We start from the raw sequence: 23,208 nt of genomic DNA on the forward strand, positions 1-23,208 counted from the left end.
TCAGCTCCTCGGCCCGTAGCGCAGCCCGGGCTGGCGCCGGCGCACGACCTGATACGGCCGCCACAGGTAGCTCAGCGGGATGCTCCAGATGTGCACGAGGCGGGTGAACGGGGTCACCAGGAACAGGGTCAGGCCGAGGATGATGTGGGCCTTGTATACCCAGTGCACGCCGGAGATCAGCTCGGCCGCGCCGCCGCGGAAGGTGGCGATGCGCTGCGCCCAGTCGGCCAGCAGCGTCATCACGCTGCCGTCGAGGTGGTGCGCAGACTGGAAGATGGTGCTCAGCCCGAGCAGCAGCTGCGCCATCAGCATCGCCAGCAACAGCACGTTGCGCCAGTTGTCGGTGGCGCGGATGCGCGGGTTGAACAGGTGCCGCCACATCAGGATCACCATGCCGATCAGGCACAGGACGCCGAAGGTGCCGCCCACCACCATCGCCAGCATTTGCTTGTTTTCCTGGCTGATGAAAATCGAGTAGATCGAATGCGGGGTCAGCAGGCCGACGATGTGGCCGCCCAGCACCACCAGGATGCCGACGTGGAACAGGTTGCTGCCGATCCGCATGCCGCGGCTGGACAAGAGCTGGCTGGAACCGCTGCGCCACGTGTACATCGAGTGGTCGAAGCGGACCAGGCTGCCGACGAAGAACACCGCCATGGCGATGTAGGGATAGATCTGGAACCAGAAGACGTCGAAATAGCTCATGGCTGCACCTGGCGTTGGGCGGTGGCGGGGCGGCGGGTCGGTGGCGCGCAGTCTTCGGATGGCGCATCGGCGCCGAAGCGCACCGCCTCCTCTTCCCACAGCCGATCCATTTCCTCGTTGGTGTCGTCGCGCGGCTCTTCGCTGGCGCGGCGGCGCAGCGGGCCGAGGTCGAGCTTGCCGTCGGCCAGTTCGACCAGCAGTTCCAGCAGCAGCGCGTACGGGCTGCCGCGTTCGCCGGCGCGTGCGGCCAGCAGGCCGACGATGTGGGCGACGTGATGCAACCAGTCGCGGGCTTCCTCGGCCGGCCGCTGGCTGAGGTATTCCAGCAGCAGCGGCAGGTAGTCCGGCAGCTCCCGCGCCGACAGCTCGAAGCCGTTCTTGCGGTAGGTGTTGATCAGATCGACCATGGCCTGGCCGCGATCGCGGGATTCGCCATGGATGTGCTCGAACAACAGCAGGCTCATGCTGCGGCCGCGGTCGAACAAGCTCAGCCAGCGGTCCTGCGCGTCGAGCGGATCGGTGTCGAGCAGGCCGCGAACGAAACCGACGAGCTGCGCACGCCGCGCTTTCGACAAACCCGGATCGTCGGCAGCCGCCAGCAGCTCGTCACCGTGCTGCCAAAGCGCGTCCTGCGGATAGTCCAGCAGCACGCCCACCAGCTTGAGCAGGCTCATTCGAGCACCTCGGTTTTCTCCTGCCGATTCGGGTGCACTGAGTAGCGGGCGGTCTTGCGCTGGGTGAACAGATCGGCCGGGGTATCGCCGCTGCAGCCATTGCCCCAGCTGAACCCGCAGCCGCCGCGTTCGCCGAAGGCGTCATTGGCGTATTCGCGATGCGCGGTCGGAATGACGAAGCGGTCCTCGTAATTGGCGATCGCCAGATAGCGGTACATGTCCTCGGCCTGGGCCACGGTCAGCCCGGCCTGCTCCAGCACCTTGGTGTCCTCGACGCCATCGACGTTGCGGGCACGGCGCCAGGCGCGCATCGCCATCATCCGCTCCAGCGCGCGGATCACCGGGGCTTCGTCGCCGGCGGTGAGCATGTTGGCCAGATAGCGCACCGGGATGCGCAAGGACGCCACGTCCGGCAATTCGCCGTTCATGCCGACGCGGCCACGCTCGGCTGCGGACTGGATCGGCGACAGCGGCGGCACGTACCAGACCATCGGCAAGGTGCGGTATTCCGGATGCAGCGGCAGCGCCAGCTTCCAGTCGATCGCGAGCTTGTAGGTGGGCGAAATCTTCGCCGCCTCCAGCCAGTTGTCGGGGATGCCTTCCTTGCGCGCCGCCTCGATCACCTTCGGGTCGAACGGGTCGAGGAAGATGTCCAGATGCGCCTGGTACAGATCTTTCTCGGCCGGCACCGAGGCTGCTTCCTGGATCCGGTCGGCGTCATACAGCAGCACGCCGAGGTAGCGGATGCGGCCGACGCAGGTTTCCGAGCACACGGTCGGCTCGCCCATCTCGATGCGCGGGTAGCAGAAGATGCACTTTTCGGATTTGCCCGACTTCCAGTTGTAGTAGATCTTCTTGTAGGGGCAGGCCGAGACGCACATGCGCCAGCCACGGCACTTGTCCTGATCGATCAGGACGATGCCGTCTTCCTCGCGCTTGTAGATCGCGCCGGACGGACACGCCGACACGCAGGCCGGGTTCAGGCAGTGCTCGCACAGCCGCGGCAGGTACATCATGAAGGTCTTTTCGAAGGCGCCGTAGATCTCCTTCTGCACGCCGTCGAAATTGCGGTCCTTGGCGCGCTTGGCGAACTCGGTGCCGAGGATCTCCTCCCAGTTCGGACCCCAGTGGATCTTCTGCATGCGCTCCCCGGAGATCAGGGAACGCGGGCGCGCGGTCGGCTGGTGCCTGGAATCCGGCGCTTCGTGCAGGTGCTGGTAGTCGAAATCGAACGGCTCGTAGTAGTCGTCGATCTGCGGCAGGTCGGGATTGGCGAAGATCTTCGACAGCATCCGCCAGCGGCCGCCGGCCTTGGGAACCAGCTTGCCGGCCTTGGTGCGCACCCAGCCGCCGTTCCACTTGTCCTGATTTTCCCATTCCTTGGGATAGCCGATGCCGGGCTTGGTTTCGACGTTGTTGAACCAGGCGTACTCGACGCCCTCGCGGCTGGTCCAGACGTTCTTGCAGGTGATCGAACAGGTGTGGCAGCCGATGCACTTGTCCAGGTTCAGCACCATCGCGATTTGTGCACGGACCTTCATCACACCACCTCCTGTGCGGACGCCGGCACCGCCTCGCCATCCAGCCAATCGACTTTCTTCATCTTGCGCACGATCACGAACTCGTCACGGTTGCTGCCCACCGTGCCGTAGTAGTTGAAGCCGTAGGCGAACTGGGCATAGCCACCGATCATGTGGGTGGGCTTTTGCACCACGCGGGTCACCGAGTTGTGGATGCCGCCGCGGGTGCCAGTGATCTCCGAGCCCGGGATGTTGATGATGCGTTCCTGCGCGTGGTACATCATCGCCATGCCGTTCATCACGCGCTGGCTGACCACCGCGCGGGCGGCAATCGCGCCGTTGACGTTGAACAGTTCGATCCAGTCGTTGTCCTCGATCCCGGCCTCGCGCGCATCGTCCTCGCTGATCCACACGATCGGGCCACCGCGCGAGAGGGTCTGCATGATCAGGTTGTCGGAATAGGTACTGTGGATGCCCCACTTCTGGTGCGGGGTGATCCAGTTCAGCACGATCTCCTTGTTGCCGTTGCTGCGCTGGTTGAGCAGCGGCTGCACGGTCTTGGTATCGACCGGTGGGCGGTACTGCATGAAGCCCTCGCCGAACGCGATCATCCACTCGTGGTCCATGTAGAACTGCTGGCGGCCGGTGACGGTGCGCCACGGAATATGCTCGTGGACATTGGTGTAGCCGGCGTTGTAGCTGACGTGCTCGTCTTCCAGGCCTGACCAGGTGGGGCTGGAGATGATCTTGCGCGGCTGCGCCTGGATGTCGCGGAAGCGGATCGCCTCGTGCTCCTTGCCCTCCGCCAGATGCGTGTGGCTGCGCCCGGTGAACTTGCCCAGCGCCTCCCACGCTTTCACCGCGACGTGGCCATTGGTCTCGGGAGCGAGGTGCAATACGCACTCGGCCGCGTCGATCGCCGACAGCATGTTCGGGCGCCCCTTGCTGACGCCTTCCTCGCGCACGCGATGGTTGAGCTCACCGAGGAATTCCACTTCATCCTTGGTATCCCAGTTGATGCCCTTGCCGCCATTGCCCTGCGCATCCAGCAGCGGCCCCAGCGAGGTGAACTTCTTGTAGATATCGCGGTAATCGCGCTCGACCACCGCGACCGCCGGCATCGTCTTGCCCGGGATCGGCTCGCACTCGCCCTTCTTCCAGTCGGCGACAACGGGCATCGCCAGTTCATTGGGCGTGTCGTGCAGGGTCGGCACCAGCACCACGTCCTTGACGACCTCCAGCACGCCCGGCGCCATGTCGCTGACGGTCCTGGCCACGCCCTTGAAGATGTCCCAGTCGCTGCGCGCTTCCCAAGCCGGGTCCACCGCCTTCGACAGCGGGTGGATGAACGGATGCATGTCCGAAGTGTTGAGGTCGTTCTTCTCGTACCAGGTCGCGGTCGGCAGCACCACGTCGGAGTAAAGGGCTGTGGTGCACATGCGGAAGTCGAGCGTCACCAGCAGGTCGAGCTTGCCTTCCGGCGCCTGGTCATGCCACTTCACGTCTTCCGGCTTGACCGCGCCGCGCTCGCCCAGATCCTTGCCCTGCAAGCCATGCTTGGTTCCAAGCATGTGCCGCAGCATGTACTCGTGGCCCTTGCCGGAACTGCCGAGCAGGTTCGAACGCCAGACGAACATCACCCGCGGGAAATTCTTCGGCGCGTCCGGATCGGCATAGGCGAAATCCATCGCCCCGCTCTTGAGCTGACTCGCCACGAACTCCGGAACCGCCATCCCGGCGCCCTCGGCCGCCTTGGCGATGCCCAGCGGGTTCCGATCCAGCTGCGGCGCGCTGGGCAACCAGCCCATCCGGATCGCCTTGAGGTTGAAATCGGCCTGACTGCCGCTGTACTTGGCCGGATCGGCCAGCGGCGACAGCAGTTCGCTGATCTCGACCTTTTCGTAGCGCCATTGATCCGAGTTGAAGTAGTAGTACGAGGTGCCGTTCATGTGCCGCGGCGGCTTGCTCCAGTCAAGGCCGAACGCCACCGGCAGCCAGCCGGTCTGCGGACGCAGCTTTTCCTGCCCGACGTAATGCGCCCAACCGCCGCCGGTCTGGCCCACGCAACCGCACATCATCAACATGTTGATGAGGCCGCGGTAGTTCATGTCGTTGTGGAACCAGTGGTTCATGCCGGCGCCGACAATGATCATGCTGCGACCGCCGGTCTTGGCGGCGGTACTGGCGAACTCGCGGGCGATCTCGATCACGTCCGCGCGCGGCACGCCGGTGATGATTTCCTGCCAGGCCGGCGTGCCCGGCAGGTTGTCGTCATAACTCGACGCCACGTTGCCGCCGCCGAACCCGCGATCGACGCCGTATTGCGCCAGCAGCAGGTCATAGACGGTGGCGACCATCCATTCCCTGCCATCGGCCAGGGTCAGCTTGCGCACCGGGATGTTGCGCTCGAGGATGTCATCGAACTTGGCGGCGGTGAAACGGTCGTGCACGACCCCGCCGAAGTACGGGAAGCTGACCGCGGCCATGCCGTCGTTGCCGTCCTTGAACGACAGCAGCAAGCGGGTCTCGCGGCCGGAGGCGTCTTTTTCCTCGATGTTCCACTTGCCTTTTTCGCCCCAGCGGAAACCGACCGAACCGTTGGGCACGACCACCTGCCCGCTGAGCTCATCGAACGCCAGCGTCTTCCACTCGGGATTGTTGCTTTCACCCAGCCCGCCCAGATCCGAAGCACGCAGGAAGCGCTCCGCGACCACGCGACCATCGGCGCGCTGTTCGAGGCGCACCAGCATCGGCATGTCGGTCGTTTTCCGGCAATAGTCGACGAAGTACGGCGTCGGCTTGTCGACGTGGAATTCCTTCAGGATCACGTGGCCGAAGGCAAACGCCAGCGCCGCATCGGTGCCCTGCTTGGGGTGCAGCCAGTGGTCGCACAGCTTGGCGACTTCCGCGTAATCCGGGGTGATGGCGACGGTCTTGGTGCCGTTGTAGCGGGACTCGGTGAAGAAATGCGCATCCGGCGTGCGCGTCTGCGGGACATTGCTGCCCCAGGCGATGATGTAGCGGCTGTTGTACCAGTCCGCCGATTCGGGCACGTCGGTCTGCTCGCCCCACACCTGCGGGCTGGACGGCGGCAGGTCGCAATACCAGTCATAGAACGACAAACAGGCGCCACCCATCAGCGACAGATAGCGCGCGCCCGAGGCATAGGAAATCATCGACATCGCCGGAATCGGCGAGAAGCCCACCACGCGGTCGGGGCCGAATTCCTTGCTCGTGTACAGGTTCGAGGCGGCGATGATCTCGTTTGCCTCATCCCAGGAAACCCTGGCAAAGCCGCCCATGCCGCGCCGGGTCTTGTACTCGCGGGCCTTGTCCGGGTCACTGACAATACTGGCCCAGGCATCGACCGGGCGCATGGTCTGGCGCGCCTGGCGCCACATCTTCAGCAGCGCGCCGCGCACCAGCGGGTACTTCATGCGGTTGGCGCTGTACAGGTACCAGGAATAGCTGGCGCCACGCGGGCAGCCGCGCGGCTCGTGGTTGGGCAGGTCCGGGCGGGTGCGAGGGTAGTCGGTCTGCTGGGTTTCCCAGGTGACGAGCCCGTTCTTGACGTAAATCTTCCAGCTGCACGAGCCGGTGCAGTTCACGCCGTGGGTGGAACGCACGATCTTGTCGTACTGCCAGCGCGAACGATACGCGTTTTCCCATTCGCGACTTTCGGTCTTGGTGAAGCCATGACCATCGGCAAACGGCTCGGGATTGCGCTTGAAGAACTGCAGACGATCGAGGAAATAGCTCATCGGGCCGTCCTCCCTTCACTGCGGTGGTCGCGGCACAGAGGCCACGCCTCGCTGGAGCCGATTGCCGGTGTCGCCTGCGGATTTGTCATGGGCCTGCCCGTCTGCTTCGAATGGATCGGCTACGGGGCAAGCTCGAACCCAGCTGCCACCGTCGCCACCAAGCCATGGTGCCGCGAACGGCCGGCGGCCTTTTTGATCGGAGTCAAAATCCGGGTTTGCGGCATCCAGGACCGGCGGGAACCGGATACAAGCGCATCCTGGCCACTGGACCGAGCAAAGGGGGCCCTGATCAGCGCTTGGCCTTCCCCCGCAGCCGGGCGCTGTCGCGCACGTCCACTTCGAAATCAATGGTCAAGGTCCGGCCCGCCGACGCCGGCAGGGCGTAGTGCAACCCGTCCTTGCAAGGCAGGCGCTGGACGTAATCTTCGACCTGCGCTTGCGGCAGGAGCAGCAGCCAATCGCCGGAACTGCCGGAAAACCCCACCTGCGTGGCATCCGTCAGCGCCATGCGTTGGGCGCAGGCGCCCGGCCCCGGCAGGGCGGTGGTGTTGGTGATCTCCTCGCCATCGCGCAGCCGCGCCAGTTCGGCCTCGTCGATCCGCAGGCGCAGGGACTGGCCTTGCAGCTGCACTTTCATGGCGCCAAGCCTTCGCCCGCTGGCGCGTGTGCATCGTGCCCGCACAGCGAGCAGCCTTCGCTCCAGACGCTGTCGCCGTCGGCGTAGTGTTCCTGCTTCCAGACCGGGCTTTCGTGCTTGACCGCCTCGATCGCGAGCCGGCAGGCGCGGAAGGCTTCATCGCGATGCGGGGTGCCGGCGGCCACCACTACCGCCAGATCGCCGATCCCGAGCCGGCCTTTGGCGTGGGCGATGTAGAGCTTGAGCTTGGGGCCGAATTGGGCCTCGCCGCGGGCGGCGATCTCGGCAAATCCATTCAAGGCCAGCGCGTCGAACATGTCGTAGCTGACGCCGGTGACGACGCGGCCGTGATTAAGGTCACGCACCCGGCCCACGAACATCGTGATGCCGCCAAAACCCGGATCGGACACGAATTCCAGCGCGGCGGCGGGATCGAGTTTATCGGTCGCGATATCGACGACGGCGCAATGGTGGCGCGGCGCGGCGGGTGCGTCCATCTCAACCTCCACTGACCGGCGGCAGCACGGCCATGCGGCCATCGGCCGGGATCGGGTCGCCCTCGCGCAGCACCGCGCGCTCGCTGGCGAACGCCGAATACTTCAGCAGCTTCGGGCAGAACTGCGGCCAGTGCGCGCCGGCGTAGGCGGCCAGTGCGTCGCGCACGTCCGCCACCTTCGCCTCGGGCGTCAATTCCAGCGTCACCCGTGCATCGGCTTCGTAGTCGCGAAACGCGCCAAACAACTTCACTTCGACTTTCATGTCTCCGGTCCCGTCAATTGCAACCCCGCCAAATGTCCCGGCCCCCAGAACGCCACCGGCGCGCCCGCCGGCAGATCGCGCGCCGCTTCATCGAGCACGATCCAGCCATTGCTGCAAGCCAATGGCGCGATCCGGAACGATTCCTGCCCCGGCAGTACCTGCGCCTGCAGCTGACCTGCGGCATCCATCGCCAGCCGCCCCTTGAGGTGGAAACGCAGCGGATGGCGTTTGTTGTAGGCGTGCGCCAGCGGCACCCGCAGCGGTTTTTCCACCGGCAGTCCAAGCATCTGGCGCAGCAACGGTTCGACGAAAAACCGCAGCCCGACTGCGCTCGATACCGGGTTGCCGGGCAGACCGAAAAACGCCTGACCGCCCGGCAGGGTGGCAAACAGCAGCGGCTTGCCAGGGCGGATGTTCACCTTGTGGAAGTGGATCGTCGCACCCAGCGCGCGCAGTGCGTCGGGGATGAAATCGTGGCGTCCCATCGACACCGCGCCGGTGCTCACCAGCACCTGCGCGCCGGCGTCCAGCGCCTGTTGCAAAGTGGCGGTGAAGGCGGCGGGATCGTCACTGACGGTCTGCCGCAGCACCAGTTCGGCGCCGGCTTCGACCAGCCGCTGCGACAGATACGGGCCGTTGCTGTTGCGGATCTGGCCCGACGCGAGCGGCAGGCGCGGATCGTCCACCAATTCGCGGCCGGTGTTGAGCAAGGCCACCTTCGGCGGCGCCACCGCGAGCACTTCCCGCACGCCCAGCGCCGCCAGCAGCATCAACTGTGGCGCCTCGATCCGATTGCCGGCAGCGAGCACCATCGCGCCTTGCCGCACATCCTCACCCCGCCGGCGAATGTGCTGCCCCGGCGGCACCGCCGCAGCGAGCCGGATGCGCTGCGGGCGACAGTCGCCATCCCGCGCCAGCACCTCGATCTGCTCTACCGGGATCACCGCATCCAGCCCGTCCGGCACCCGCGCGCCGGTCATGATTTCCCACGCGCCCGCGCCAGCCAGGACCGCCGCATCGCCCGCCGCCTGCGCGCCGGCCACATCGAACTCGGCCCCGGCGATAACACCGTTCTCACCGACGTACAGGGCGAAGCCGTCCATCGCCGAGTTGTCGAACGGCGGCAGGTGTTCCTCGCTGAAGATCGCGGCCCCCAGCACTTGCCCGAATGCCGGCGGCACGCGCTGCATCTGCGCGGTGGGCGCTTCCCGCAAGATCAAGGCCAAGGCGTCCTGATAGCCGATCATGCGTGCGGCCTGCCATCGATCATCGCCAGCGCATGCGCCAGCAGTGGGGCGAGGATGTCCATGCACTGCCTGGCCGCACGCGGGCTGCCGGGCAGCGCGAACGCCAGCATCGACCCGATCTGCACCACCTCGGCCCGGCTGAGCCAGGCCAGCGGCGTGTGCTTGGCACTTTCGATGCGCAGCAGTTCGGCCAGCCCTTCGACTTGCCGATCCGCCACCATCCGCAGCGCTTCCGGCGTCACGTCGCGCCGCCCGAGGCCGGTGCCGCCGGTGCACAGGCAGATTCGCACGCCTTCATCCGACAATTTGCGCAGCCGTTCGGCCAATGGATCAATACCATCGGGAAGCACTTCGACATGGGCAAGCGTCGCGCCAAGTCGCTCCAGCCCCGCCACCAGTTCCGGCCCCGAACGATCCTCGTATTCTCCGCTGCTGGCGCGATCGCTCAGGGTCAGCACCGCACAGGACACGCCATCGAGCCTGGCCATGCCACGCGGACGATAGTGGTCACGCTCGTCATCACTTATGCCTTCGGGATGCAGCCACAGGCCTTTCTTGCCGCCTTCCTTGAACAGCAGACGCACGCCGCTGATCATCAACGCCGGCTGCACCGGCTTGGTCAGGTCGTAGAGCGTGAGCAGGGCGGCATTGACGCCGGCCAAGGCTTCCATCTCGACGCCGGTGCGCGCTTCGGTCGCGCATTCGCAATAGACCCGGATCACCTGGCGCGCGGCCACCGGCACGCAGCGCGCCCGCACCAGTTCCAGCGCCAGCGGATGGCACAGCGGCATCAATTGCGAGGCCATCTTGGCGCCCTGCAAGCCGGCGATTTCCGCCATCACCAGCGCGTCGCCCTTGGGCAGGCGGCGTTCGATAATCGTGGCAAATGCGTCCTGGCCCGGATGGAACTCACCCACCGCTACCGCACGCCGGCGAGTCGGGCGCTTGTCGCGGATATCGGCCATATGGAAGGCCGCGGCCTGTAGTTCATTCATGCGTTCAACCACCGATCGAGGCCAGGTGCGGAGTGATCCCGCTGTTGCCTTGGTGCAGGCCGTGCCCGGCCGCCTTCAGGCCGAGCTGGGTGGCGATGCGGCCCATCAGGGCTTCGTGGTCATCATCCGATTGCAGCAGCGGGCGCAGCGGAATGCCGAACTCGCCGAACAGGCACAGCCGCAGATCGCCGCGTGCGGTGACGCGCAGGCGATTGCAGCCGGCGCAGAAATCCTTCGAATACGGCGCGATGATGCCGATCCGGCCGCGATAGTCCGGATGCCGGTATTCCAGCGCCGGGCCGGCGTCGGCGGCGCGCGGGGTCAGGGTCCAGCCGCCGTCCTGCAGCTGTCGCTGCAAGGTGTCGGCGCGGACGTGGTGTCGTTCGAAATAGGCGTGGTTGTCGCCGGTGCGCATCAGCTCGATGAAGCGAATGGCGATATCACGTTCGCGCAGAAAGTCCAGCCACTGCGGCAATTCGTCATCATTGCGGCCACGCAGCAGCACTGCGTTGAGCTTGACCGCATCGAAACCCAACCCGAGCGCGACATCGACCCCGGCCATCACCTCGTCGAAACGATCATGCCCGGTGATCGCGTGGAAGCGCTGCGGGTCGAGGCTGTCGACGCTGACGTTGAGCGCGGTCAGGCCGGCTTCGCGCCACTGCCGCACCTTCGAGAGCAGCAGACATCCGTTGGTGGTCATCGCCACCTTGCGCACGCCGGGGGTGCTGGCGGCGATCGCGATGATTTCAGGAAGATCCTTGCGCAGGCTGGGTTCACCGCCGGTCAGGCGTACCTTGCGCATGCCGAGGCCGGCAAAGGCGCGCAGCAGGTGGCGGATTTCATCGAGGCCAAGGAAACTCGGGCGGCCGTTGGCTTGGTAGCCATCGGGCAGGCAATAGCTGCAACGGAAATTGCAGGCTTCTGTCAGCGACAGTCGCAGGTAGGGAAAGCTCCGGCCGAAGCCGTCGACGAGGGACGCCATGTTGTTGCTCCTTTCCAAACACGGGAGGTCGGCCCGTTTCCGAAGCCGACCCGGTGGCGGTAGCGCCACGGCCCAAGCGCCCTATCCGAAGACGTAGGCGCCGGGGCTCGGAGGTGTTGCCCGTGCAGGATAGGGCCGAATCGCGTTTCGTGTTTGATCCCGATCAAGATTTGCGCCCATCCGGCATCTGCCCCTCATCCGGCGCTTCGCGCCACCTTCTCCCCGCGCAGCGGGGAGAAGGGACGCAGTCAGCCTGAAAGCACCAAGGCTTGTCTCCCTGCGGCAGCAGGGTGTTCTCCCGGACGTAGCCACTGCCAAGGCTTGTCCTCCTCTCCCTGCGCCAGCGGGGAGAGGGCCGGGGTGAGGGGCCGCAGACGATGTCACAGCGCCAAGCCTGGTGACGTGCTAGGGTTCGCGCCCTGCACGACTTGCCGGATCGATCCGATGGAACTTGCCAGCTTCGACGATTTGCTCACCGCCGCCCGCCAGCAGCCGGAGCCGCAGCGGCTATTGTTTGTTTTTGCCCGGATCGAACTCCCGGAAAACGCCACGCCGGCCCAGCGCGAGCGCTTCGAACGCCGCGAGGGCGGCACCATCAGCCCCTGCCTGTGCGTCGACAAGGCACCCGGCGAGGTGGCCGATTTCGCCGCGCTGAAAGTCGAATCGGAAGCCACCGGCCAGCGCTGGGACATGGTCTTCGTCGGCAGCCTCGACGGCCGCGGCGGCATCGCGCCCAGCGCCGACGAGGCGGCCCAGCCGCTGCGTTTCATGGTCAATGCGATCAACGATGGGCGGGTGTCGGATTTCGCCGCTTTCGATCACGACGGCCAGGTCCTGCGCTTTGCCTGATCCGGCGGCCGGTGCCGCCGCTGTGCGACACTTTCGCCATGCTCCCGATTGTTCTCGCCGCCACCTTCTACGCCATCGCAACGCTGTGGCTGGCCCGAGACGCGCGCGCGTTTGGCGAGCCGCAGGGCCGCGGCTGGCTGTGGGCGGCCATTCCGGCGGTGACGCTGCACGCCTTCATCCACTGGCTGGGCTGGCACCAGACCGGCGCCACCGACATGCATTTCTTCGCCGCGCTGTCGCTGGTGGGCCTGGGCATGGCCGCGCTGACGGTGCTGGGGGCGGTTGGAGGCCCGGCGCGGGCACTGGGCGTGGTGGTGTTTCCACTGGCGGCCTGCGCGATGATCGCCTACGCGCTGTACGGCCACACCACGCGCCCCGAACCGTTGGGCTGGCAGCTGCTGCTGCACGCCTGGCTGGCCCTGCTGGCCTATGCCACGCTGTCGCTGGCCGCCGTGCTGGCGGTGTTCCTGTGGACGCAGGAACGCGCCCTGCGTCGGCGTGAGTTCCACGCTTGGCTGCGCGTGCTGCCGCCGCTGACCGAACTGGAATCGCTGCTGTTTCGCACCATTGGCGCCGGCTTCGTGCTGCTGACGGCCACCCTGCTCACCGGGGCCGTGTTCGTGGAGAACCTGTTTGCCCAGCACATCGTCCACCACACCGCACTGAGCATCCTGTCGTGGCTGGCCTTCGGTGCGCTGCTGCTGGGCCGCTGGCGGCTCGGCTGGCGCGGCCGGACCGCCGTCCGCTGGACGCTGACGGCGATGACGCTGCTGGTGCTGGCTTTTTTCGGCAGCAAATTCGTGCTGGAACTGGTGCTGCGGCGCGGGGTTTGATCCCTGTTTACTTGCCGCTGATATATTTGCATTGACAACAATTGCATGGGCTATAAAATACGCCCATGCCCAGTTCACTTCCTCCCGTTCCTCCCGCCGCCGCCAGCAGCGGCTCGGCGCTTGGCCTGCTGTTTCGCCAAGTGCGTGATGCGATGTGGGCACGGATGGAGCGCGAGCTGGCCGCCTCCGGCCACGCGCTGAACTTCAGCCAGTTCATCACCATCAAGGCCTTGGCGATTGGCGGCCCCACCGGGGTCACCGATCTGGCGCGTCTGGCCGACCTCAACCCCGGCGCAATGACGCGCCTGCTCGACAAGCTCGAAGCCCGCGGCCTGCTGGCCCGCAGCGCCGACCCGAACGACCGTCGCGCGCTCAATATCGATCTCACCCCGGCCGGACTTGCGATTTGGCAAGACATCGACCAGTGCGGCCAGCGCGTGCGTGAGCGCGCGCTGCACGGCATGGATGAGGCCACCCGCATCCAACTGACCCGGCTGCTCGAACAGGTCCGGGACAATTTGACCAGCGAAGACTGAGCCATGCCTCGATCGATCCTCCTGCTTGCGTGCGCCGCCGCGCTGCTGTCCGGCTGCACCTCGATGGGCCAGCTGAGCACGGCGCAGACGCCGCGCGACCCGGCCACGCTGTCCGCCCAACGCACGTTCGGTGAAGTCAGCCTGTCGCCGGCGGCCTGGCCCGATGCCCGCTGGTGGAGCGCTTTCGGCGATCCACAGCTGGACGCGCTGGTCGAAGAAGCGCTGGCAAATTCGCCGACCCTGGCCATCGCCGACGCGCGCGCACGCAAGGCGCAGGCGCAGGCCGGCGTGGCCGATGCCGCCCGTCTGCCGGCGGTCGGCGCCAGCGCCCAGATCAACGGCATCCAGCTCCCGGAGGGCATGGCCGGATCGAAGGTCGGCGGCAAGCTCAACGTCGCCGATGTCCTGATGCTGAGCCTGAAGTTCAGCCCGGATCTGTGGGGCCAATCGCGCAATCGCTGGGAAGCTGCCGTCGACAACGCCCACGCCGCCGAGGTGGACGCGCAGGCGGCGCGGATCACGCTGGCAGCCAACGTCGCCCGCACCTACATCGCGCTGGCTCAGGCGTTCGACGTGCGCGACGCCGCGCAAGCCGAAGTCGCCCGCAGCGCCAGCGCGCTGCGGCTGGCCGAACAGCGTCAGCAGGCCGGCATCGACAACGCCATCGCGGTGGATGCCAAGCGCAGCGCCGCCGCCACCGCGCAGCAGCAGGCACAGCTGACCGACCAGCGCATCGCGGCCCTGCGCACCGCCCTGGCCACCCTGGTCGGCGCCGATCCGGATCGCGGCCTTGCACTCACCCGGCCGCAGCTGGCACAACCGGCGCTGGCGATTCCCTCCGGGCTGTCCAGCGACCTGCTGGCGCGGCGCGCTGACGTCGTTTCCGCACGCTGGCGCGTGGAAGCCACGCAGCGCGGGATCGACGCCAGCAAGGCGGCCTTCTATCCCAGCCTCAACCTCAGCGCGATCGTGGGGCTGGTCTCCGGCGGCCTGTCCGAGCTGTTCAACAGCAAGGCCCTGCTGCTCAACGGCGGCCCGGCGCTGAGCCTGCCGATTTTCGAAGGTGGCCTGCTGCGCAGCCAGCTGCGTGGCAGCCAGGCCGATCACGACCTGGCCGTGGCCAGCTACAACCAGACCTTGCTGATCGCCATCCGCGAAGTCGCCGACGCGGTGCAGGCCGCACACGCGCTGGATGCCCAGATCGCCAGCACAACCCAGGCACAGGCGGCCGCAGCCAGCGCCCACGCCCGGGTCCAGCAGCGTTTCCGTGCCGGCCTCGCCACCCGGCTCGACGTGCTGGGCGCCGAACAGCCGGTGCTCCAACTCGATCAACTCCTGTCCAGCCTGCGCGCGCAGCGCCGCAGCGCCAGCGTGGACCTCGACCAGGCGCTGGGCGGCGGCTTCTCGTCCACAGCTCCCGAGCAAATGGCTCCCGACCAAACCGCTTCCAAGTAATCGCCCATGACCACCGAAACCACGCCGAACACCTCCACCGGCAGCGGCGCCACCCTGCCCGCCGCGCAAACCGCGCTCAAGCCGGTCAACGGCAAGCGCCGCCGTGCCCTGCTGATCCTGCTGGCGATCATGCTGTTCGTCGGCATCGGCTGGCTGGCGTATTACCTTCTGATCGCGCGCTGGGAGCAGGGCACCGACGATGCCTATGTGCAAGGCAACATCGTCAGCATCACCCCGCAGACGCTGGGCACGGTGGTGGCGATCAATGCCGATGACGGCATGCGCGTGCGCGCCGGCCAGGTGCTGGTGCAGCTCGATCCGAACGACGCCAAGGTGGCGCTGGAACGCGCCGAAGCCAACCTCGCCGGCACCGTGCGCCAGGTGCGCGGGCTGTACAGCAGCGTGGCAACTGCGCAGGCCGACATCGCCGCGCGCCAGGTCGCGCTCAAGCAGGCGCAAGCCGATGTGGCGCGTCGCAGCGGGCTGGTCGCCAGCGGCGCGGTCTCCGCCGAAGAGCTCGCACACGCGCGCACCGCGCTGGATGCCGCCCGCGCCGCGCTGGGCGCCTCGCAGGGCCAGCTGGCACGCAGCCGCGCGCTGGTCGATGCCACCACCGTGGCCAGCCAGCCGCAGGTGCAGGCCGCCGCGGCGCAGCTGCGCGAGGCCTACCTGAACCTGCAGCGCGCCGCGATCGTGTCCCCGATCGACGGCTACGTCGCCCGCCGCAGCGTCCAGCTCGGCCAGCGGGTCGCGCCTGGCGCACCGCTGATGGCGGTGATCCCGCTGGACGAGGTCTGGGTCGACGCCAATTTCAAGGAGACCCAGCTCCACAACCTGCGCCTGGGCCAGCCGGTCAAACTGACCGCGGATCTGTACGGCGACAGCGTCAACTTCGATGGCAGGCTGGTCAGCCTGGGCATCGGCACCGGCGGCGCCTTCGCCCTGCTGCCGCCGCAAAATGCCAGCGGCAACTGGATCAAGATCGTCCAGCGCATCCCGGTGCGGGTGGCGCTGGAGCGCAAGCAGCTGGCCGAACACCCGCTGCGGCTGGGCATGAGCATGGATGCTACGGTCAACGTCCGCGACCAGAGCGGCCCGGTGCTACCGGCCGCGCCGCCAAGCAAGCCGGTGCTCAGCACCGACGCCTACGCGCGCCAGCTGCACGACGCCGACGCGCGGATCGAGGCGATCATCGCCGCCAACCTGCCGGACAGCTCGCGGAACTGAGCGGCGCGCCATGGCGACCATCGCAGACCAGGAAGGCGCACTCGGCATCCCGCCGGGTCAGGAGGCGGCCAAGCCGACGCTGGCCGATTTCCGCCCGCCCAGCGTGCCGCTGACCACGCTCGGGCTGGCGCTGGCCAGCTTCATGCAGGTGCTCGACACCACGATTGCCAATGTCTCGCTGGCGACGATTTCCGGCAACCTCGGCGGCAGCGCCAACCAGGCCACTTGGGTCATCACCTCGTTCGCGGTCAGCACCGCCATTGCCTTGCCGCTGACCGGCTGGCTGGCGCGCCGCTTCGGCGAACGCAAGCTGTTCATGTGGTCCACGCTGGGCTTCGTGTTCGCCTCGTTCCTGTGCGGACTGGCGCACAGCATGGGCCTGCTGGTGATGGCGCGCGCGCTGCAAGGGCTGCTGGCCGGGCCGATGTATCCCGTCACGCAGGCGCTGCTGCTGTCGATCTACCCGCCGGCCAAGCGCGGCCACGCGATCGCGCTGCTGGCGATGGTGACCGTGGTCGCGCCGATCGCCGGCCCGATCCTCGGTGGCTGGATCACCGACAACTACAGCTGGGAATGGATTTTCTTCATCAACATCCCGATCGGCATCTTCGCCAGCACCGTGGTCGGCGCGCAGCTCAAGGGCCGCCCGGAGAAACTCGAAAAACCGAAGATGGACTACGTCGGCCTGACCGCGCTGGTGTTCGGCGTCGGCGCGCTGCAGATCCTGCTGGACCTGGGCAACGACGAGGACTGGTTTTCCTCCCACCTGATCGTGATCCTGGCGATCGTCGCCGTGGTCGGGCTGGCGGTGTTCGTGATCTGGGAGCTGACCGACGATGATCCGATCGTCGACCTGCGCCTGTTTCGCCACCGCAATTTCGCCTACGGCACCCTGGCGATGGTGCTGGCCTATGGCGCGTTCTTCAGTGTCGGCATCCTGGTGCCGCTGTGGCTGCAATACGACCTCGGCTACACCGCGATCTGGGCCGGTTTTGCCACCGCGCCGATTGGCCTGCTGCCAATCCTGCTGACGCCGTTCATCGGCAAATACGCCAACCGCTTCGACCTGCGGATGCTGGCCAGCTTCGCTTTCATCGCCATGTCGCTGACCAGCTTCCTGCGCTCGGCGTTCAACCTCGACGTCGATTTCTCCCACGTCGCCTGGGTGCAGTTCCTGCAGGGCCTGGGCGTGGCGCTGTTCTTCATGCCGGTACTGCAGATCCTGCTGTCCGACCTGGAACAGCACGAAATCTCCGCCGGTTCCGGGCTGATGACCTTCCTGCGCACCTTGGGCGGCAGTTTTTCGGCATCACTGACCACCTATGCATGGACCTCGCGCGGCGCCATCCACCACGCGCAGTTGACCGAACATGTCTCGACCCTCGATCCCGCCGCCATGCAGCAGGTGGCCGCCTACGGTGGTGGCGATCTGCAGCACGGCGCCGCCGTGGTCGAGATGATGATTTCCAATCAGGCTTCGCAGATCAGCTTCAACGAAATCTTCCACCTGCTGGGCATCCTGTTCCTGGTCGTGATCGCCTTCGTCTGGTTGGCCAAACCGCCGTTCGGGGCGAAGACCAGCGGCCCGCCCGGCGGCGGTCACTGAGGCTCAATCTTCCGGCACGTGGATGGTCGCTTTCACATGCTTGAGCCCGGCCACGATCGTGAAGGTCATGATCACCAGCAGCGACCACGAGCTCCACTTGCCAAGGTGCACGCGCGACCACGCGCCCATCTGGTTCGGATAGCTCCAGATGGCATAGAAGGTGCTGAGGTTTTCCGCCAGCCACAGGAAGAACCCGATCAGCACGAAGGCCAGCAGCAGCGGCATCCGGCGCTCGCGGTCCAGCGGGCGAAACACCACGGTGGCGCGGGCATACAGGCCCAGCACCAGCGCCGTGATGTACCAGCGGTAGTCGCCGATGACGTGATGGGTGAAGAAGTTGGCGTAGATCAGCAGCGCCGCGCCGGCCGCCATCCAGTACGGCGGATGGTGGCGGATGCGCACCTCGAGCAGGCGCCAGGCCTGGATGATGTAGCTGCCCACCGCCGCGTACATGAAGCCGGAAAACAGTGGCACGCCCAGGAACTTGCTGTAGGCGAAGTCCGGGTAGCTCCACATCCCGATCCGGGTCTTGTAGGCCTCCAGCAAGAAGCCGACAACGTGGAACAGGCAGATCGCGCGGAACTCGTCGAAGCTCTCCAGTTTCGACCACAGCATCCACGCCTGCACCGCCAGCGCCCACAGCAGCAGCGCGTCGTAACGCGGCAGCCCGAACACGCCCGCGCGCGGCATCGCGAATACGGCGACGAAGAACAAGCCGGCGAACAGGCAGGCGCGCGCCTCCTTCAGCCCGAACCAGAGCAACTCGCGCAGACCCGCCGGCAGCCACGCCAGCGCCGCAACGGGCGGCGCCAGCAGCCATGCATCCAGCGCGTGCAGCCAGCCGCCGATGCCACGCCAGCGCATCCGGGCAAGCGCGGCGGTTTCGTTCACGCCTGCTCCAGCGCGTCGGCCAGGCGCTCCACGCCGATCACCTCCATGCCCTTGTAGCTGCCGGATTTCGGCGCATTGGCCTTGGCCACGATCGCCCGCTTGAAGCCGTGCGTCGCCGCCTCCTTCAGCCGTTCCTCGCCATTGGGCACCGGGCGGATTTCACCGGACAGCCCGACCTCGCCAAAGGCCACGGTTTTCTCCGGCAGCGGCGCGTTGCGCAGCGACGACAGCACCGCCAGCAGCACCGGCAGATCGGCCGCGGTTTCCTGCACGCGGATGCCGCCGACCACGTTCACGAACACGTCCTGGTCGCCAGTCATCACCCCGCCGTGGCGGTGCAGCACGGCCAGCAGCATCGCCATCCGATTGCCTTCCAGCCCCACCGCCACGCGCCGCGGATTGGACAGCGGCGAGGCATCCACCAGCGCCTGCACTTCCACCAGCAGCGGGCGGGTGCCCTCGCGGGTCACCATCACGCAGCTGCCCGGCTGCGGCTGGCCGCTGCCGGACAGGAAAATGGCCGACGGGTTCGCCACCTCGCGCAGACCACGATCGGACATCGCGAACACGCCCAGCTCGTTGACCGCGCCGAAGCGGTTCTTGAACGCCCGCAGCACCCGGAAGCGGCTGCCGGAATCGCCCTCGAAATACAGCACCGCATCGACCATGTGTTCCAGCACCCGCGGCCCGGCGATGCCGCCTTCCTTGGTGACGTGGCCGACCAGAAACACCGCAGTCCCGGTTTCCTTGGCATAGCGCACCAGCCGCGCCGCCGCTTCGCGCACCTGCGAAACCGAACCCGGCGCGGCGGTCAGGGTTTCCGTCCACAGGGTCTGGATGGAATCGGCGATCAGCAGCCGTGGCCGCGCCTGCACCGCATGTTCGAGAATGCGCTCCACGCAGGTTTCCGCCAGCGCCTGCAAACCCTCCAACGGCAGCCCCAGCCGCTGAGCGCGGCCGGCCACCTGCGCCAGCGACTCCTCGCCCGTCACATACAACCCCGGCAGGGTTCCGGCCATCTGCGCCAATGCCTGCAACAGCAGCGTGGACTTGCCGATGCCCGGATCGCCGCCCACCAGCACCACCGCGCCTTCAGCGAGGCCGCCACCAAGCACGCGGTCGAACTCGCCGATCCCGGTCGATGCCCGCGCCTGTTCATCGGTCTGCACCTGCGCCAACGGCGTCACCTTCGGCGCGTCCACCTTGCCCGCCCAGCCGCTGCGCCGCGCCGCCGGTGACTTCGCCTGCGCAGCGGATTCCAGCGCGATTTCCGCCAGCGTATTCCACGCCCCGCAGGCCTCGCACTGCCCTTGCCATTTGGCGTAATCGGCGCCGCACTCATTGCAGACGTAGGCGGTGCGTGATTTGGAGGATGCGGACTTGGCCATGGCCATCATCGTAATGGGAAAGCCGTCATTCTGGCCGTGCCGAGTCGCAAGAACCGCGACGATGCATCCTCATGGCGGTCATGCAGCCCGTCAGGCCTGATTGACCCCATTCCCGGGCTTGGTACGTTTACCCGGGATGTGGCCACCGCCGACTCCTCATCCCAACGCCGGAATTGCCGATGAAACCCTTGCCCGCATGCACCACCCTCGCCTTCGCACTTGCCGCCGCCATCGCTTCCAGCAGCGCCCTTGCCGAGTCGCCGCAGATCCGCGTCGAGGGCGAGGTGCAAACCCGGGCCACCGCGCTGGAATGGACGCTGGACGGGCCGTTCGCGCTGCGTCGTATCGAACTGGTGGTGCGCAATCCGCACAACCGTCCGCTGGAAGCCGTGGTGCGGCTGCCGCTGGCGGCCAACGAACGTCTGCGCGGCTATGCGCTCGACGTCGATGGCCAGCTGCGCGACGCGGTGCCGGTGGAACGGGTGCAGGCGCGGGTGGCGTTCGAGGAAATCGAGCGCCGCGGGATCGATCCGGCCTTAGCGGAAAAAGACGTCGGCAACAGCTACCGCATCCGGGTGTTCCCGGTGCCGGCCCACGGCGAACGGCGGGTGCGGATCGAGGTGGCCAGCCTCGGTGAGCGCCGCGTCTGCGGCTGGGAGCACGTTCTGGACGCCGGCCTGCCTGCGGGCAGCGCGCTGCAGGCCAGCGCCAGCGTGCGCGGGCCGCTGGCCCACGGCGGCGATGCCGGTCTGGCATGGGCCGCCAGCGGCGAGCGGCTGTCCGCCCATTGGAATTCCGATCGCACCGGCACCGCGCGCAATCTGTGCGTGCAGGCCCCCGTGGGCAATGCCGGCTTCAGCGCGCGCTTTGACGACGGCCTGCGCATGCATTGGCTGGAAGTGCCGGTGCCGCCACAGCCCGCACGCGCCAGCACGCCGTTCCCGGCGCGCATCGAAATCGTCTGGGATGCCTCCTACAGCACCCTCGGCAAGGACCGCCGCGCCGAGCTGGAACTGCTCGCGAACTATCTGCGCGGCCACACGGTGGAGATCCAGCTGAACGTGCTGCGGGAAACCCTGCAACGCAGTCAGGTCCGCATCGCAACGCAGGCAGATGTTGATGCGCTGATTGCCAGACTGGCCAGGGAAACGCCCGACGGCGCCACCGCGCTGGCCGACTGGCACGCCAGCGGTCGCGCCGAGCGCGTGCTGTTGTTCAGCGACGCCGTCAACACCCTGCCCGGCCTGATGCAGCCCGACGCCGCCATGCCGGTGTTCGTGATCGCACGCGGTATCGGTGATCCCGCGCTGGCGCGCTGGCTGACCCGCTCCGGCGGGCAGGTGCTGGATCTGGCCACCCTCGCGCCCGCCGACGCGCTGCGCGCCCTGACCCACGCGCCGGCGCTGGAGGCGCGGCTGGGCGCGCTGGACGGCGATTGGCACATGGACAGCATCGCCGCCAACAACGGCGCCCTGCGCGGCTGCCATGTTTCCTCCGATGCCACTTCCGTTCCGCGCTTGCCGGTCGCCCACGCCACCGCGACCGGCGTGGCGGTGCGCCGCCACGTCAGCACCGAACTGCGCGCTTCCGAGCTGGCCGCGTTCTGGTGTGCGGTCTGGCAGGCCGAGGATCTGGAAGCCCAGCCGCAGCGCAACGCTGCGCAACTGGCCGCGCTGGGCCAGCGCTTCGGCGTGCCCAACCGCGAAACCAGCCTGCTGGTGCTGGAGCGCGACGAGGATTACGTGCGCTACGGCATCCTGCCGCCGCAGGCCGACGCTGCGCTGTACGCGCGTGTACTCGCCCGCCGCGCCGAGCAGGAAAACGAGAAAGCACGCGACTGGGCCGCCAACCGCAGCGCGATTGCCCAGGGCTGGCAGGCGCGCATCGACTGGTGGAATACCCGATTTCCGAAGAACGCGCCACCCCGCCAGCCCAAGGTGGCGGGTGGCAACGGGGGTCGCGATGCATCCCTGGATTCTGCTGACGTGATGATGGCGCGCCCCACGCCGGCGCCGATGTATGCCCCGATGGCAGAGTCCGCGCCCCCGCCTGCGGCCAGGGCCAGTTCGGTCGCACTGCTCGCACCGGGTACGGTGGCCGCCACGGCCTCCGACGCCGGCACCTCACCCGCCATCAGCATGCAACTGAAAGCGGTGGCGATGGACGCGCCCTACGTCGCCGAGCTGAGTACCGCACAAAGCGCCACCGCGCTCTATCAGCGCTATCTCGACCTGCGCACGCAGTACGGCCAGAGCCCGGCCTTCCACTTCGACGTGGCCCAGCGCCTGTTCGAACTGGGCGATGCGGCGCTGGGCTGGCGGGTGCTGAGCAACATCGTCGAATTGATGCCCACCCAGCAGGCGGCGCTGCGACTGGTTGCCTACCGGCTGCGGGAGGCCGGCATGGCGAAGGAAGCCATCGCCCTGCTGCGGCAGATTCGCGCGCTCGCGCCTGACGAACCGCAGTCGTTCCGCGACTTGGCGCTGGCGCTGGCCCAGCCGGCCACCTGCCGCGAAGCGCTGGATCTGTTCCAGCACGTGGTCGATTCGCCCTGGGATTCGCGCTTCGCCGACATCGGCCTGATTGCCCTGGCCGAACGCAACGACCTGCACAGCCGTTGCCCCACCATTCCGCTGCGCGACGCCGGCGAGGCCACCGCGCAGGCCCTGCCGGTCGGCCTGCGCGTCACCCTGCGCTGGGACCTCAATGACACCGACATCGACCTGCACGTGACGGACCCGAACGGCGAAGAGGTCTATTACGCCCACCGCAACAGCTACCAGGGCGGCGCGCTGTCGCGCGACTTCACAGGCGGCTACGGGCCGGAGGAATTCATCCTGCGCGATCCCAAGCCGGGCGACTACACGGTCTCGGTGGTGTATTTCGGCAGCCGGTTGGCGCAGCTGGCACGCGGTGCGACCATCAACGTCGCCCTGCAAACCGGCTTCGGCACGCCCGCGCTGCGCCAACAGGCGATCAACATGCGCCTGCTGGAACGAACCGGCAACGTGCGGGTCGGTCGCTTCCGCGTCGCCGGCAATGGCCAACTGCAGGTGGCGCCGGCGGATCCTGCTGCGGACAAGTGAGCATGCGGCCCGCTGCGCCCGTCGGCGCAGCGGCCGCCCGTCTTCGTGATGCCG

The 23,208-nt window shown here is 67.3% G+C and carries 19 protein-coding genes and 1 riboswitch; of the genes, 7 read left to right on the forward strand and 12 right to left on the reverse strand.

Annotated elements, in window-relative coordinates; translation table 11 throughout:
• The 10 genes from narI to moaA form a co-directional block, all read right to left on the reverse strand.
• Positions 1–705: a respiratory nitrate reductase subunit gamma gene (gene narI / locus M9902_RS00635; protein ID WP_297174404.1), complete on the reverse strand. Its 705-nt coding sequence runs from the start codon at positions 703–705 to the stop codon at positions 1–3.
• Positions 702–1,379 (reverse strand): nitrate reductase molybdenum cofactor assembly chaperone, encoded by a 678-nt coding sequence (gene narJ / locus M9902_RS00640; protein WP_297220429.1) that lies wholly within the window; start codon positions 1,377–1,379, stop codon positions 702–704. Before narJ ends, narI begins: the two co-directional genes overlap by 4 nt.
• Positions 1,376–2,920 (reverse strand): nitrate reductase subunit beta, encoded by a 1,545-nt coding sequence (gene narH, locus M9902_RS00645; RefSeq protein ID WP_297220431.1) that lies wholly within the window; start codon positions 2,918–2,920, stop codon positions 1,376–1,378. The genes narJ and narH overlap by 4 nt, the downstream gene beginning before the upstream one ends.
• Complete coding sequence (locus tag M9902_RS00650; RefSeq protein ID WP_297220433.1) at positions 2,920–6,660, reverse strand: nitrate reductase subunit alpha; 3,741 nt, start codon at positions 6,658–6,660, stop codon at positions 2,920–2,922. Before M9902_RS00650 ends, narH begins: the two co-directional genes overlap by 1 nt.
• A gap of 289 nt (positions 6,661–6,949) precedes the next feature.
• A complete protein-coding gene (locus tag M9902_RS00655) occupies positions 6,950–7,297 on the reverse strand; it encodes a hypothetical protein (RefSeq protein WP_297220435.1) in 348 nt (115 codons plus the stop codon).
• Entirely contained in the window at positions 7,294–7,794 is a 501-nt protein-coding gene (locus M9902_RS00660) for a molybdenum cofactor biosynthesis protein MoaE (protein WP_297220437.1), read from the reverse strand. Before M9902_RS00660 ends, M9902_RS00655 begins: the two co-directional genes overlap by 4 nt.
• A 1-nt stretch (position 7,795) precedes the next feature.
• A complete protein-coding gene (locus M9902_RS00665) occupies positions 7,796–8,056 on the reverse strand; it encodes a MoaD/ThiS family protein (protein ID WP_297220439.1) in 261 nt (86 codons plus the stop codon).
• Complete coding sequence (locus M9902_RS00670; protein ID WP_297220441.1) at positions 8,053–9,303, reverse strand: molybdopterin molybdotransferase MoeA; 1,251 nt, start codon at positions 9,301–9,303, stop codon at positions 8,053–8,055. Before M9902_RS00670 ends, M9902_RS00665 begins: the two co-directional genes overlap by 4 nt.
• The gene (gene moaCB, locus M9902_RS00675; protein WP_297220442.1) at positions 9,300–10,298 is read right to left on the reverse strand and encodes a bifunctional molybdenum cofactor biosynthesis protein MoaC/MoaB; all 999 of its coding nucleotides are present in this window, start codon (positions 10,296–10,298) and stop codon (positions 9,300–9,302) included. The genes M9902_RS00670 and moaCB overlap by 4 nt, the downstream gene beginning before the upstream one ends.
• Before the next feature lie 4 nt (positions 10,299–10,302).
• Positions 10,303–11,283, reverse strand: a complete 981-nt coding sequence (gene moaA, locus M9902_RS00680) for a GTP 3',8-cyclase MoaA (RefSeq protein WP_297220444.1) — start codon at positions 11,281–11,283, stop codon at positions 10,303–10,305.
• Positions 11,275–11,408, reverse strand: a riboswitch (molybdenum cofactor riboswitch). Its footprint overlaps the gene before it by 9 nt.
• Before the next feature lie 319 nt (positions 11,409–11,727).
• On the opposite strand from moaA, the gene M9902_RS00685 reads away from it, so the two are divergent.
• The 6 genes from M9902_RS00685 to M9902_RS00710 all read left to right on the forward strand — a co-directional run bounded on the left by M9902_RS00685 (position 11,728) and on the right by M9902_RS00710 (position 17,789).
• Positions 11,728–12,132 carry a ribonucleotide reductase subunit alpha gene (locus M9902_RS00685; protein ID WP_297171599.1) on the forward strand — a complete coding sequence of 135 codons (405 nt, stop codon included), beginning with the start codon at positions 11,728–11,730 and terminating at the stop codon, positions 12,130–12,132.
• A gap of 38 nt (positions 12,133–12,170) precedes the next feature.
• On the forward strand, positions 12,171–12,965 hold the full coding sequence (gene ccsA / locus M9902_RS00690; protein ID WP_297220446.1) for a cytochrome c biogenesis protein CcsA: 795 nt from the start codon (positions 12,171–12,173) through the stop codon (positions 12,963–12,965).
• 65 nt (positions 12,966–13,030) lie between these two features.
• Entirely contained in the window at positions 13,031–13,501 is a 471-nt protein-coding gene (locus M9902_RS00695) for a MarR family transcriptional regulator (protein ID WP_297220449.1), read from the forward strand.
• A 3-nt stretch (positions 13,502–13,504) separates the two neighbouring features.
• A complete protein-coding gene (locus M9902_RS00700; RefSeq protein WP_297220451.1) occupies positions 13,505–14,956 on the forward strand; it encodes an efflux transporter outer membrane subunit in 1,452 nt (483 codons plus the stop codon).
• A 6-nt stretch (positions 14,957–14,962) separates the two neighbouring features.
• A complete protein-coding gene (locus M9902_RS00705; RefSeq protein ID WP_297220453.1) occupies positions 14,963–16,183 on the forward strand; it encodes an efflux RND transporter periplasmic adaptor subunit in 1,221 nt (406 codons plus the stop codon).
• A 10-nt stretch (positions 16,184–16,193) separates the two neighbouring features.
• Positions 16,194–17,789, forward strand: a complete 1,596-nt coding sequence (locus tag M9902_RS00710) for a DHA2 family efflux MFS transporter permease subunit (protein ID WP_297171610.1) — start codon at positions 16,194–16,196, stop codon at positions 17,787–17,789.
• Positions 17,790–17,792: 3 nt separating this feature from the next.
• On the opposite strand, the gene M9902_RS00715 is transcribed toward M9902_RS00710, so the two are convergent.
• Together M9902_RS00715 and radA are read right to left on the reverse strand one after the other, a co-directional pair.
• Positions 17,793–18,680, reverse strand: coding sequence for a DUF817 domain-containing protein (locus tag M9902_RS00715; protein ID WP_297171612.1), 888 nt, complete (start codon positions 18,678–18,680; stop codon positions 17,793–17,795).
• Complete coding sequence (gene radA, locus M9902_RS00720) at positions 18,677–20,068, reverse strand: DNA repair protein RadA (protein WP_297171613.1); 1,392 nt, start codon at positions 20,066–20,068, stop codon at positions 18,677–18,679. The genes M9902_RS00715 and radA overlap by 4 nt, the downstream gene beginning before the upstream one ends.
• Before the next feature lie 179 nt (positions 20,069–20,247).
• Between radA and M9902_RS00725 the strand changes: the two genes are divergently transcribed.
• Complete coding sequence (locus M9902_RS00725; protein ID WP_297220457.1) at positions 20,248–23,154, forward strand: VIT domain-containing protein; 2,907 nt, start codon at positions 20,248–20,250, stop codon at positions 23,152–23,154.
• Positions 23,155–23,208 lie beyond the last annotated feature (54 nt).

It is taken from the genome of Thermomonas sp., assembly GCF_023953935.1.
In the GTDB taxonomy this organism is placed as follows: domain Bacteria; phylum Pseudomonadota; class Gammaproteobacteria; order Xanthomonadales; family Xanthomonadaceae; genus Thermomonas.